Here is a 12,460-nt window from a genome sequence, read left to right as displayed (position 1 = left end):
CGGTTGCGACCGTTGCGACCGTTGCGACGGTGGCGTCGATCGTGTCGATCGCGCGGGCGGCCCGGGAGTGGCGTTCGGTCAGACGGCGAGGACCGACCCCGAGAACTCCTGCTTGATGTAGTCCTTGACCTGCTGCGACTGGAGCAGGTCGAGCAGGTCCTTGATCCGCTTGTCGTCCTTCAGCTCGGCCCGCGTCACCAGGCCGTTCGCGTTCGGGTTGCCCTCGGCCTTCTCCAGCACCAGGGCGTCCTCCGCCGGGTTGAGCTGGGCGTCGATGGCGTAGTTGCCGTTCACCACGGACGCGTCCGTGTCGTCCAGCGACCGGGGCAGCTGCGCCGCCTCCAACTCGACGAACTCCAGGTTCTTCGGGTTCTCCACGATGTCGCGGACGGTCGCCGTCGCCTCCGAGCCCGGCTTCACCTTGATCACGCCCTTGTCCTGCAGCAGCTTCAGGCCCCGTGCCTCGTTCGTGGCGTCGTTGGCCACGGCGACCTTCCCGCCGGACGGCAGGTCGGCCAGCGACTTGTGCTTCTTCGAGTACACGCCGAGCGGCTCGATGTGCACCGGCCCGATCCACTCCAGCGGCGCGCCGCTCTCCGCCTTGAACGTGTCCAGGTACGGCACGGTCTGGAAGTAGTTCGCGTCCAGCGACCCGTCGACCAGCGCGGTGTTCGGCTGGACGTAGTCGGTGAACTCCACCACCTCGATCTTGAGGCCCTTCGCGGCGGCGAGGTTGTCCGCCACGTACCGCAGCACCTGGGCGTGCGGGACGGGGCTCACGCCGACCTTCAGCGCCGCGTTCGGGTCCGAGGCGGCGCCGGTGTCGCCACTACCGCAGCCCACTGCGGTCAGCAGCACGGCGAGCAGGGCAGCACGAATACGCATGTCGTTCCTTATGGGAAGAGTGTGGCTTGATCAGACGGACGCGGTGCGGCGGCGGTCGACGCCGCGCGCGACGCGGTTGGTGGCGAGCTGGATCGCGGTGGCGATGATGGCCAGCACGACGACGGTGCTCCACAGGTAGCGGTCGTTGAACCGCTGGTAGCCCATGCGCACGGCGAGGTCGCCGAGACCGCCGCCGCCGACCACGCCGGCCATCGCCGAGTAGCCGAGCAGGGCGATCGCGGTCACGCCGATGGCGTTCACGAGCGCGGGCAGCGACTCGCGGAGCAGCACGCTGCGCACGATCCGCAGCGTGGACGAGCCGGTGGTGACGGCGGCCTCGACCACCGCCACGTTCACCTCGGACAGCACGTTCTGGATGAGCCTGCCGACGAACGGGATCGCGCCGACGGACAGCGGCACGATCGCCGCCGTGGGACCGATGGTGCTGCTGAGCAGGAGCCTGGTCAGCGAGGTGAGCACCACCAGCAGGACCAGGAACGGCATGGACCGGCCCAGGTCCACGACGAACCCGAGGATCTTGTGCACCGCCGGCCGCGGCTTCAGCCCACCGGGAGCGGTGAGCTGAAGCCAGATGCCGACGGGAGTGCCGAGCAGAACCGCGATGACGGTCGAGACCACCACCATGTACAACGTCTCACCGGTGGCGACGAGCAGTTGGTCGAAGACCTCCGACCAGGGTGTGGCAGACCTCACGCAGCTACTCCCTGCGGACCCGCCAGGGTCCGGCGCACCGCGCCACCAGCCTCGGAGATCCACTCCAGCGCCGAGTCCGAGCGCTCGCCCTTCAGGCCGACGCGGAAGCGCGCGACCGGGGTCTCGCCCAGCCGGGTCAGGCCGCCGCCCAGGAGGTTCAGGTCGACGCCGAACCGGCTGCCCGCCTCGGGCAGCAGCGCGCCGACGGCCGCGAAGCCGACCAGCACGATGTCGGCGACCCGGTCGAACGCGCCTTCGGCGGCCGGGTTCTGGTCGACCGCGGGCAGCAGGGACGCGGCCGTGCGGCTGCCGGCGTCGGACACGAGGTCGAGCACCTTGCCGTGCTCCACGACCCGGCCGTCCTCCAGCACCGCGACGTCGTCGCAGATCCGCCGGACCACGCCCATGTCGTGCGTGACCACGAGGACCGTCACACCCAGCTCGGCGCGCGCCCGGTCGAGCACGGTCAGCACGGAGCCGGTGGTGTCGGGGTCGAGCGCGGACGTCGGCTCGTCGGCCAGCAGCACGGACGGCGACGCGGCGAGCGCGCGGGCGACCGCGATCCGCTGGCGCTGGCCGCCGGACAGCTGGTCGGGGTAGGAGCCGGCCTTGTCGGTGAGGCCGACGAGGTCGAGGAGCTCGGCGACACGCGTGCGGCGCTGCGGCCCGGCGACGCCCGCGGCCTCCAGCGGGAGCGCGACGTTGCCCGCGGCGGTGCGCTGGCGCAGCAGGGAATCCCCTTGCGGCACAACGCCGATCTGCCGGCGGGCGGCGCGCAGCGCGGTGCCGTCGAGCGAGACGAGGTCGGTGCCGTCGACGCGGATCGCGCCGCTGTCGGGGCGTTCGAGCAGGGCGACGCACCGGGCCAGGGTGGACTTGCCCGCGCCGCTGGGGCCGACGACGCCGAGGACGGTGCCCGCGGCGACGTCCAGGTTCACGCCGTCCAGCGCGCGAACCTGCCCGGTACTCCCGGGGAAGGTCTTGGTGAGGTTCTCGACAGTGATCACGTTTCGCTCCACGACTGCGTGCGGCAGCGCACGCCCAGGGCGTGCGAGACCGGCGGCTCAGCTCAGAAAGGTGTCCCGCGAGGGGGACGCGAGGATTCGAAAGCGCCTAAGAGCTCTTAGCAGCTGCGACAGGCCGAGGACGTGCGTCGACCGTGGTCGACGACCCGTCGGCGGGTGAGCATTCGCATCCTGGGCACGTGATCCTCCATCGATCCTGGCTGAAGCACCTGCCCCCATGGAGGGGTGGTTGCTGCGGCGTCGTAGAGCCAGGTCTCTCGGCCGCTCGGGATGGCACCACGAGTACACCTGACCGGACCGGGCCGACGCAAGCCTGAAACGGGATCGTCCGGCAAATCACACTGTCGGCCGTCAGATCAACGACTATCGAGAAGAAGCGGCCTCGGCTATCCGGACGAACGCGTCGACGGCCAGTTGTTCGCCGCGCACCTCCGGGTCCACGCCCGCCGCGACGAGCAGCCGGTGAGCCTCGGCGGCCGAACCGGCCCACCCGGACAGCGCGCCGCGCAGCATCTTGCGCCGCTGCGCGAAAGCCGCGTCCACCAAGGAGAACAGCACCTTCTGGTCCACGGTGGACAGTGGCGCGTGGCGCTCGAACGCGACCAGCGCGGAGTCGACGTTGGGCACGGGCCAGAACACCGAACGGGGCACCGGACCGGCCCGCCGGGCGTCCGCGTACCAGGCCAGCTTCACGCTCGGGACGCCGTACACCTTGCTGCCGGGGCCGGCGGCCATGCGGTCGGCCACCTCGGACTGGACCATCACCAGGCCGGTGCGCAACGACGGCAGCTCGGCCAGCAGGTGCAGCACGACGGGCACGGCGACGTTGTACGGCAGGTTCGCGACGAGCGCTGTAGGCGCCACGGGCAGCTGGGCCGCTGTGACGCGCATCGCATCGGCGTGCACCACGGACAGCCGGTCGACCAGCTCGGGCGCGCGCTCGCCCACCGTCACCGGCAGCCGTTCGGCCAGCACCCCGTCGATCTCCACGGCCACCAGCGCCCGGCACGACGGCAGCAGCGCCAACGTCAGCGAGCCCAGCCCGGGGCCGACTTCGAGCACCACGTCGTCGGGCCCCAGCTCGGCCGCCGCCACGATCCGACGCACGGTGTTCGGGTCGTGCACGAAGTTCTGCCCGAGCTTCTTGGTGGGGCGGATGTCCAGCTCGGCGGCCAGCCGACGGACGTCAGCCGGCCCGAGGAGCCGACTCCCCGCTCCGGCCGACGTCGAATCCTCAGTCACCCGGCCATTCTCCACGACGCCGGCCCCAAGCCCACCTAGACCACCTCACGGCCGCAAACAGGACCACCACCGCGAGGTCGCGTCGGTCGTTCGCGCCTGATTTTCCGACGATCACGCTTTTCGATCGTCGGAAAATCAGGCGCGAACGACCGACTCAATGGCGACCGAGCCGCGACGCCGAAGGCGGCGCAAATGTCACGGCAGGCCCAGCTTCTGCTGGCAGTGCGGCCACGCGGAGTAGCCGCCGCGGGCGTCGCGGAGCTTGGTCGCGATCGCGATCTGCTGCTCACGGGTCGCCTGGTGCGGGTACGCGGCGTACTGGCTGCCGCCGTACGCGTCCCACGTGCCCTTGTTGAACTGGAGGCCGCCGTAGTACCCGTTGCCGGTGTTGATGGCCCAGTTGCCGGTCGCCTCGCACTGGGCGAGGGCGTCCCACACGGCGCCGTCGGGCGGGAGCTTGGTGCCGACCTTGACCTTCTTGGCCTTCGGCTCCTTGGTGACCTTCGCGCCCAGCTTCTCGCGGCCGATCTCCTGGCCGTTCTTCACCGTGACGCGGTAGGTGACGATCTGCTCGCCGGCTTCACCCGGCTCCACGACCTCTTTCTGGCCCTTCATCATCGTGTCGTCTTTGATCTCCTCGACGGGCGGCTGGATGGCCTCCGTCGCGTTGATCACCGAGACGCCGGTGCGGGTGATGTGGACCTCGGCGCCGTTGGTGACGCGCAGGTCCATCGCCGTTTCGAGCTTGTCGTCCGGGCCGAGCGACAGGTTCTCGCTCTTCAGCAGCTCTTCGACGGTGACGGCCGTCGTCTGGAGCTGCCGGGGCGCGTTGCCGCCGTCGTAGAGCGTGATCGTCTTGAGGCTCTTGACCTCGAGCGCGAGCCCGCTGAGGGGGACGTCCATGCCGCGGTCGTGGGAGAGCCACGCGCCCTCGTCGTCGACCTGCAACTGCTCCAGCGCCTCGTCGACGGTGACGGAGCGGACCCAGCCCTCGCGCTGCTCGCCGTCGACGGTCGCCTTCACGAGCCGGCCGCGGTCGAGGGAGATCTTGCCGCCGTCGCTGACCTTCGCCTGGGGCGACGGGCTGAGCGCGTCGTGCTCGCCGATCGTGATGCCCTCGTCGGCGAGGATCTCACCGACGGTGGACTCGTAGGTGCGGACGGTCTTGGCTTCCCCGTCGACGTCGACCGTGACGGACTTGTCCATCGCGATCGCGGTGGCGCCGCCGCCGGAGATGGTCACCAGCACGGTGGCGACCGCGGCCTTCAGGAAGCGCCGCTTCCACTTCCCCGCGGCCTCGACCAGTGCGGCGGGCGGGGCGCTCGGCTGCTCGGCGGCCAGGCTGCTCGCGACCCGGTCCTGGGAGACCTCGTCGGGGATGATGATCGGGGGGAGGAGCGTGGTCTCGGCGTTGATCAGCCGGATCAGCTCGTCGACGTCGACGTTCGCGCTCTCGAGCAGCGCGTCGGCGTCGGGGCCCAGCACGTCCAGGACGTCGTCCGGGGTGATGGTGAACACCGCGGTGTCCCACTCGGACGGCGGCCCGGGTCTGTCCAGGACGTCCACACCGGTCACGGGTGTCTGCACGGGCGTAAACCAGTCGGTGTCCTCGTTGAACGAGTTCACGGGGTGCCATACCTCCTGAAGGCGCGAAGTCCGGCGACGCGCACGTTCGATGTCGGTGGTCAGCTGGTGATCTCCGGCAACTCCTGTGCGTCCGCGCTGCTTCTCGCTTCTGGTCCTCTGAGACCCGCCCCGACTGCGGGTGCGCCCCGAACGGGAACTCGGGGCACGGTCACGGGACCGTAACGGGTGCGCGGTGGTTGTGCCAACACCCCCACAACCCTTGTGAGGTCAGTCACTCCGTTAGGGGAGCAAGTCTGTCGGCCATTCGTCGTAAGGAGCACTACGACTCCGCCACGTCACTGAGACGGAAGACGCGTTCGGCGTTTCGGGTGATCTTCGCCGCCAACTCACCGACGTCGGCGTCACGCAGGGTCGCCAGGTCCCGGAGCGTGTAGTTCACGCAATAGGGCTCGTTCGGGCGACCTCGGTACGGGTGGGGCGTGAGGAACGGGGCGTCCGTCTCGACCAGCACGTGGTCCTCGGGCGCCCACCGCGCGGCCTCCCTGAGGGCGTGGGCGTTGCGGAACGTCGTGGTGCCCGCGAACGACAGCACGAACCCGCGTTCCACGCACGCGCGCGCGAAGGAGAGGTCGCCGGAGAAGCAGTGGAAGACGACGGTGTCCGGCGCGCCCTCCGCGTCGAGCACCTTCAGGATGTCGTCGTGCGCGTCCCGGTCGTGGATCATCAACGCCTTGCCGACGCGCTTGGCCAGGTCGATGTGCCACCGGAACGCCTCGTGCTGCGCCGATCTGGGCGCGTAGTCCCAGTAGTAGTCCAGGCCGGTCTCGCCGATCGCGACGACCCTCGGGTGCTCGGCGAGCGCCGCCAGGACGTCCTGCTCGGCCTGGCCGAACGTCGACGTGCGGGTGGGGTGCAGGGCGACGGCGGCGAACACCCGGTCGTCCCACGTGGCGGCCTCGGCGGCCCAGCGGGCGGAGTCGAGGTCATCGGCGACCGTGATCACGCGGTCGACACCGGCCAGCGCGGCCCGGTCGACGATGGCCTTCACGTCGTCCGGCGTCGTCGCGCCGCACGCGTCCAGGTGGGTGTGGGCGTCGACCACCGGCGCCGGAAGGGTCTCCGGCGCCGGTGGCCGCTCGCCGCGGCGCTTGGTCAACGGTTCTCGGGCCTCACTTGACGATCGGCGCCCACTCGGGGCCGGTCTCACCCAGCTCCGGGTCGAGCTTCGCGAACAGCGGCGCGGGCTTGGCCAGCGGGCGGCCCACCTCGATCGGCGTCGACGCCCACGTCGCCTGCTCGGCCGCGTAGTCACCGGTCAGCACCGGGTACTCGCGGTCGGGCACGTCCAGGTCGGCCACGTCGGTCAGCTGCGGCTGCGCCGCCCACACGCCCGTGCCGCCCAGCGCCTCGTGCACCTTCTGCGCCGAGTGCGGCAGGAACGGCGTGAGGAGCGCGTTCGCGTCCTGCACGACCTGCAAGGCGGTGTGCAGCACGGTGTCGCGGCGCTCCGGGTCGTCCTTCAGCTTCCACGGCTCCTGGTCGGACAGGTAGCGGTTGGCCGCGCCGACGACCTTCATCGCCTCGCTCGACGCCTGCTTGAAGCGGGAGCGGCGCAGGTGCCCGCCCACCACGTCGAACGCCTGCTTCGACAGGGCCAGCAGCTCGTGGTCGGCCTGGGTGGGGCTGGTCGGCCTCGGCACCGCGCCCACGTTCTTGTGCGCCATGGAGATCGACCGGTTGACCAGGTTGCCCCACTCGTTGGCCAGCTCGAAGTTCGTGCGGCGGACGAACTCCTCCCAGGTGAAGTCGGTGTCCTGGTTCTCGGGGCCGGCGACCGAGATGAAGTAGCGCAGCGCGTCCGGGCCGAACTCCTTCAGGAAGTCCGTCACGTAGATGACCGTGCCGCGGGACGTGGAGAACTTCGACCCGCTCATGGTCAGGAACTCGGAGCTGACGACCTCGGTGGGGAGGTTCAGCGCGCCGAACGCGCCCGGCTCGCCGCCCTTCGCGCCCTGGCCGTTCTGGCCGAGCAGCAGCGACGGCCAGATCAGCGAGTGGAAGACGATGTTGTCCTTGCCCATGAAGTAGTAGCCCTGGGCGTCGCCGGTCCAGAACTCCTTCCAGGCGTCCTCGTCACCGCTGCGCCGGGCCCACTCGACGGACGCGCTGAGGTAGCCGATCACCGCGTCGAACCACACGTAGAAGCGCTTCATCGGCTGGTCGCGCCAGCCGTCGAGCGGGATCGGGATGCCCCAGTCGAGGTCGCGGGTGATGGCGCGCGGGCGCAGGTCGCCGATGAGGTTCTGGCTGAACTTCAGCACGTTCGGCCGCCACTCGGCGCGGGTCTGGAGCCAGCCGCCGAGGGCGTCGATGAACTGCGGGAGGTCCAGGAACAGGTGCTCGGTCTCGACGAACTTCGGCACCTCGCCGTTGATGCGCGAGCGCGGGTTCTTCAGGTCGACGGGGTCGAGCTGGTTGCCGCAGTTGTCGCACTGGTCGCCGCGGGCGCCGTCGTAGCCGCAGATCGGGCAGGTGCCCTCGATGTAGCGGTCGGGCAGGGTGCGGCCGGTGGAGGGGCTGATCGCGCCCATCTCCGTCTTGGGCACCACGTAGCCGTTGCGCCAGAGGGAGAGGAACAGCTCCTGCACCACCTGGTAGTGGTTGCCGGTGGTGGTCCGGGTGAACAGGTCGTAGGACAGGCCGAGGCCGTGCAGGTCGTTCGCGATGACGCGGTGGTACTTGTCCACGAGCTCGCGCGTGGACATGCCCTCCTTCTCCGCCTGCACCGAGATCGGCGTGCCGTGCTCGTCCGAGCCGGAGACCATCAGCACCCGGTTGCCCGACATGCGCATGTAGCGGGAGAACACGTCGGAGGGGACACCGAAACCGGAGACGTGACCGATGTGGCGGGGGCCGTTGGCGTAGGGCCACGCCACCGCGGTCAGCACGGAGGCACTCATGGGCCAAGCCTACGGAGGTCGTCCCAGCGGGTTTTCGCGGGTCACCGGTAGCCGGGGCGGTCAACTGGCCGAACCGGGCAGGCCCAATCCCCGGCTGGCACGGCACCCGCGGCGGCACCTCCGGCGGCACCACCCTCCACAGGCTCACCGACGTGGCGGCCGCGGCGCGCGCGACGTGATCATCGCGGCGACCGCGCGCGACGAACCGCACGGTGGTGACCACCGACGAACGGGCGTGGTTCGGGGAGTTGCCCGGCGTCGACGTGCGGCTCGTGCCCGTCAGGACCCGCTGATCACGGCGTCGTCGAGCTGATCACGGCGTCGTAGAGCGCCTTCTTGCTCACGCCCGCCGCCGCCGCCACCTCGGCCGCCGCCGTCTTCGTCCGCTCGCCGTCCGCCACGCGCTGCCTGACCTCGGCGACCAGCACCTCCATCGGCGGCGTGTCGCGGGCCTCCGCGGGCGCCAGCACGACCGTCACCTCACCGCGCACGCCCTCGGCGGCCCACTCGGCCAGCTCGCCGAGCCCACCCCGCCTGACCTCCTCGTACGTCTTGGTCAGCTCCCGGCAGACGGCGGCTTGGCGGTCGGCGCCCAGCACGGACGCGGCGTCGGCGAGGGTGTCCGCCAGCCGGTGCGGCGACTCGAAGAAGACGCACGTCCGGGGCTCGTCGGCCAGCGCCGCGAACCACTTCCGCCGCTCGCCCTGCTTGCGCGGCGGGAAGCCGTCGAAGCAGAACCGGTCCGACGGCAGCCCGGACACGGCCAGCGCCGTGGTCACCGCGGACGGGCCGGGCAGGCACGTCACCCGGATGTCCTCGGCCACGCACGCCGTCACGAGCCGGTAGCCGGGGTCGGACACGCTGGGCATGCCGGCGTCCGTCACGAGCACCACCGTGCGGCCGTCGCGCAGGGCCTCCAGCAGGCCGGGGAGGCGGGCCGTCTCGACCTGGTCGTAGAAGCTCACGACCCGTCCGGACGGCGTCACGTCGAGGGCCGCGGCGAGGGACCGGAGTCGCCGGGTGTCCTCCGCCGCGATGACGTCGGCCGTCCCCAACGCCTCCACCAGGCGTGGTGAAGCGTCCCGGACGTCGCCGAGCGGAGTAGCGGCCAGCACCAAACGGCCTGATCCAGATACAGGTCTCACGCCTCTCACCCTACGATCGGGCGCGTGAGCCTGATCGCACCGCAGTCCGCAGACGACGTGGTCGTGGCCGGCGAGGTCCCGCCCGCCGGCCCCCCACCGGGCAACGACCGCGAGTCGCGGGCCCGCCAGCTCGAACCCGGCCCGATGGGCACCGCCCTGCGGGGCTGGCTCGTCACGCTCACCGTGGCGCTGATCGGCGGGGTGGTGCGGTTCTGGAACCTCGGGTTCCCGACCGACAAGGGCACGCCGATCTTCGACGAGAAGCACTACGTGCCGCAGGGCGCGCAGGTGCTGCGCAACGGCGGGTACGAGGACAACCCCGGCTACGAGCTGATCGTCCACCCGCCGCTGGGCAAGCAGCTCATCGCGATCGGGCAGTGGCTGTTCGGCTACGACGCCGTGGGCTGGCGGTTTGCGTCGGCGCTCGTCGGCACGCTGACGATCCTGCTGGTGGTGCGGATCGCCCGGCGGATGACGCGGTCCGACCTGATCGGCGCGATCGCCGGCGTGCTGCTGATCGCGGACGGCGTGAGCCACGTGCAGTCGCGGATGGGGATGCTGGACATCTTCCTCGCGTTCTTCGTGGTGGTGGCGTTCGCGTGCCTGGTGGTGGACCGGGACCAGGTGCGGTCGCGGCTGGCCGTCGCGGTGCGCGAGGGCTGGGTGACGAACTCGCCGCTCGGCCCGTGGCTGGGCTTCCGCTGGTGGCGGTTCGCCGGCGGCGTCTCGCTCGGCCTCGCGTGCGGTGTGAAGTGGTCCGGCCTCTGGTACATCGCGTTCTTCGGCGTGATGTCGGTGCTCTGGAGCGCGACCGCGCGCCGTGCCGCCGGGGTGGAGCGGCCGTGGCTGGGCGCGTTCGCGAAGGACCTGCTGCCGTCGCTGTTCGCGCTGCTCCTGATCCCGGTGCTGGCGTACCTGGCGACGTGGTGGGCGTGGTTCGCGTCGGAGACGGCGATCGACCGGCACATCGCGGGCGTGAAGATCCCGGCGGACGGCTGGATCCCCGAGCCGCTGCGGGCGCTCTGGTACTACAGCGGCAACGTGCTGGAGTTCCACACCAAGCTGGTCACGTCGGAGACCAACCGCCACCCGTGGGAGTCGAAGCCGTGGACGTGGCCGATGGGGCTGCGGCCGATGCTCTACTACTTCGAGGGCGCCGTGCAGGGCTGCGGCGGTCCGACGTGCGTGGGCGCGATCATGCTGATCGGCACGCCCGCCATGTGGTGGCTGGCGTTCCCGGTGCTGGCGTGGGCGGTGTGGCAGTCGATCTCCCGCGTCGACTGGCGGTACGCGGCCGTGCTGGCCGGCTACGGCGCCGGTTTCCTGCCGTGGTTCCTCAACGTCGACCGGCAGATGTACTTCTTCTACGCGACGCCGATGGCGCCGTTCCTGGTGCTCGGCATCGCGCTGGCGCTGGGCGAGGTGCTGGGCCGGCGGACCGACGGCAGGGAGCGCCGGGGCACGGGTCTGCTGGCCGTCGCCCTGTACGTGGGCCTGGTGGTGGCGAACTTCGTGTGGCTGTGGCCGATCCTCAACGGCATCCCGATCACACCGGAGGTGTGGGACGCGCAGAAGTGGCTGCCGTCCTGGAACTGAGCGGACGGGTCAGCGCGGCGGCAGCTCGGTGAGCACCGGGTTCCGGATGCTCTCGTAGATCACCGAGCTGCGGAAGCTGATCACCTCGCGGCGCTGGCTCAGCCGGTCGATGAGGAACGCGTGCAGGTGTTCCAGGTTCGGCACGGCGAGGTGGATGAGGAAGTCGTCGTCGCCCGCCACGACGTACATCGCCGTCACCTCCGGGAGGGCGCCGATGGCCGCCTTGAAGTCGGCGATCACCGCGCGGCTCATGGGGCGCAGGCGGGCGGCCACGAAGGCCTGGACGGGGCGGTTGAGGGCGGCCAGGTCCACGTCGGCGTGGTAGCCCTTGATCACGCCGCGCTCGCGCAGGGCGCGGACCCGTTCCAGGCACGTCGAGGCGGCCACGCCGAGCCGCCGCGCCAGCTCGCGGTTGGTCAGCCGCGCATCCAGCTGCAGATTGCGGATGATCGCCGAATCAAGTTCGTCCATGAACCGATCATGGCAAACCCTGCCGAACGAAGTTCGGACAGGCTGGACTGCGGCGTGCAGATCACTAGCTTTGGCGGCATTCCACCGAACGAACGGATGCCGCTGTGCTGCCCACCAAACTCGCCCTGGTCGTGCGTGACGACCTGCCGCCGAACCTCGCCGCCAACGCCGCCGTCAACCTCGGCCTCACCCTCGGCGCCCGCCTCCCGGACCTGCTCGGCGAGGACGGCGAGGACGCCGACGGCGCCCTCCACCTGGGCCTCAACACCCACCCGGTGCCGGTCCTGACCGCGTCCGCCGAGCAGCTGAAGGCCCTGCACCGGGCGGACGGCGTGCTGAAGATCGGCTTCACGGAGGTCGCCCGCCGGTCCCGCGCGTACGGCGAGTACCTCGAAGCCCTCGCCCGGACCGCGGACCCCGAGTACGTCGCCGTCGCCCTCTACGGCCCGCGCGCCGAGGTCACCCGGTTGACCCGCAGACTTCCCCTGATGGCGTGAAGCTCACCGCGATGTACGTCGGCGCGGTGCTCGGGCCGGGCGTGCTGGTGCTGCCCGCGCTCGCCACGGAGGCCGCCGGGCCCGCCTCGCTCCTCGCGTGGGCCGCGCTCCTCGCGCTCAGCGTCCCGGTCGCGGTGCAGCTCACCCGGCTCGGCGAACGGCACCGGGGCGACGGCGCCGGCTTCGTGCGGACGGCGTTCGGCGACCGCGCCGCCCGACCCGTGGCGTGGTGGTTCTACCTGGTCGGGGTGCCGTACGGGGTGCTCGGCGGCGCCCTCGTCGGCGGCCGGCACGTCGCCCACGCGCTCGGCGGCGGCGACCCGGCGCTGATCGGCGTG

Annotated in this window: 11 protein-coding genes, 1 pseudogene and 1 riboswitch; of the genes and pseudogenes, 3 read left to right on the top strand and 9 right to left on the bottom strand. The window is 71.1% G+C overall.

All coding sequences use genetic code 11. The annotated features are described in order from the left end of the window. Positions 1-78 precede the first annotated feature (78 nt). From ACFQ3T_RS14790 to rsmI, 8 genes are all read right to left on the bottom strand, one after another. Positions 79-885 carry a MetQ/NlpA family ABC transporter substrate-binding protein gene (locus ACFQ3T_RS14790; RefSeq protein ID WP_380723825.1) on the bottom strand — a complete coding sequence of 269 codons (807 nt, stop codon included), beginning with the start codon at positions 883-885 and terminating at the stop codon, positions 79-81. Between the two features lie 30 nt (positions 886-915). After that, entirely contained in the window at positions 916-1,599 is a 684-nt protein-coding gene (locus ACFQ3T_RS14785) for a methionine ABC transporter permease (protein WP_380723824.1), read from the bottom strand. Beyond that, on the bottom strand, positions 1,596-2,606 hold the full coding sequence (locus ACFQ3T_RS14780) for a methionine ABC transporter ATP-binding protein (protein WP_380723823.1): 1,011 nt from the start codon (positions 2,604-2,606) through the stop codon (positions 1,596-1,598). Before ACFQ3T_RS14780 ends, ACFQ3T_RS14785 begins: the two co-directional genes overlap by 4 nt. 202 nt (positions 2,607-2,808) lie before the next feature. Beyond that, a riboswitch (SAM riboswitch) is annotated at positions 2,809-2,901 on the bottom strand. Positions 2,902-2,987: 86 nt separating this feature from the next. Continuing rightward, complete coding sequence (gene rsmA / locus ACFQ3T_RS14775) at positions 2,988-3,866, bottom strand: 16S rRNA (adenine(1518)-N(6)/adenine(1519)-N(6))-dimethyltransferase RsmA (RefSeq protein ID WP_380723822.1); 879 nt, start codon at positions 3,864-3,866, stop codon at positions 2,988-2,990. 195 nt (positions 3,867-4,061) lie between these two features. Further along, entirely contained in the window at positions 4,062-5,453 is a 1,392-nt protein-coding gene (locus tag ACFQ3T_RS14770; RefSeq protein ID WP_380723821.1) for a transglycosylase family protein, read from the bottom strand. Between the two features lie 319 nt (positions 5,454-5,772). Continuing rightward, on the bottom strand, positions 5,773-6,609 hold the full coding sequence (locus tag ACFQ3T_RS14765) for a TatD family hydrolase (RefSeq protein WP_380723820.1): 837 nt from the start codon (positions 6,607-6,609) through the stop codon (positions 5,773-5,775). Positions 6,610-6,622: 13 nt separating this feature from the next. Beyond that, complete coding sequence (metG, locus tag ACFQ3T_RS14760; protein WP_380723819.1) at positions 6,623-8,413, bottom strand: methionine--tRNA ligase; 1,791 nt, start codon at positions 8,411-8,413, stop codon at positions 6,623-6,625. Between the two features lie 293 nt (positions 8,414-8,706). Next, the gene (gene rsmI / locus ACFQ3T_RS14755) at positions 8,707-9,558 is read right to left on the bottom strand and encodes a 16S rRNA (cytidine(1402)-2'-O)-methyltransferase (RefSeq protein WP_380723818.1); all 852 of its coding nucleotides are present in this window, start codon (positions 9,556-9,558) and stop codon (positions 8,707-8,709) included. 24 nt (positions 9,559-9,582) lie between these two features. Between rsmI and ACFQ3T_RS14750 the strand changes: the two genes are divergently transcribed. Beyond that, positions 9,583-11,154 carry a dolichyl-phosphate-mannose--protein mannosyltransferase gene (locus ACFQ3T_RS14750; RefSeq protein ID WP_380723817.1) on the top strand — a complete coding sequence of 524 codons (1,572 nt, stop codon included), beginning with the start codon at positions 9,583-9,585 and terminating at the stop codon, positions 11,152-11,154. 9 nt (positions 11,155-11,163) lie between these two features. Here ACFQ3T_RS14750 and ACFQ3T_RS14745 read toward each other — a convergent pair whose 3' ends face one another. Next, a complete protein-coding gene (locus tag ACFQ3T_RS14745; RefSeq protein WP_380723816.1) occupies positions 11,164-11,625 on the bottom strand; it encodes an Lrp/AsnC family transcriptional regulator in 462 nt (153 codons plus the stop codon). Between the two features lie 104 nt (positions 11,626-11,729). Between ACFQ3T_RS14745 and ACFQ3T_RS14740 the strand changes: the two genes are divergently transcribed. Together ACFQ3T_RS14740 and ACFQ3T_RS14735 are read left to right on the top strand one after the other, a co-directional pair. Continuing rightward, a complete protein-coding gene (locus tag ACFQ3T_RS14740) occupies positions 11,730-12,122 on the top strand; it encodes a DUF2000 domain-containing protein (protein ID WP_380723815.1) in 393 nt (130 codons plus the stop codon). Then, a pseudogene (locus ACFQ3T_RS14735) lies at positions 12,119-12,460 on the top strand (amino acid permease); the annotation flags it as partial. The gene ACFQ3T_RS14740 and the pseudogene ACFQ3T_RS14735, both read left to right, overlap by 4 nt.

Origin of the sequence: Saccharothrix hoggarensis (genome assembly GCF_042678885.1) — a bacterium.
Classification (GTDB): Bacteria; Actinomycetota; Actinomycetes; order Mycobacteriales; family Pseudonocardiaceae; genus Actinosynnema; species Actinosynnema hoggarensis.
Note: the sequence above shows the minus strand (reverse complement) of the source record. Positions and strands in the feature narration are given on the sequence as shown.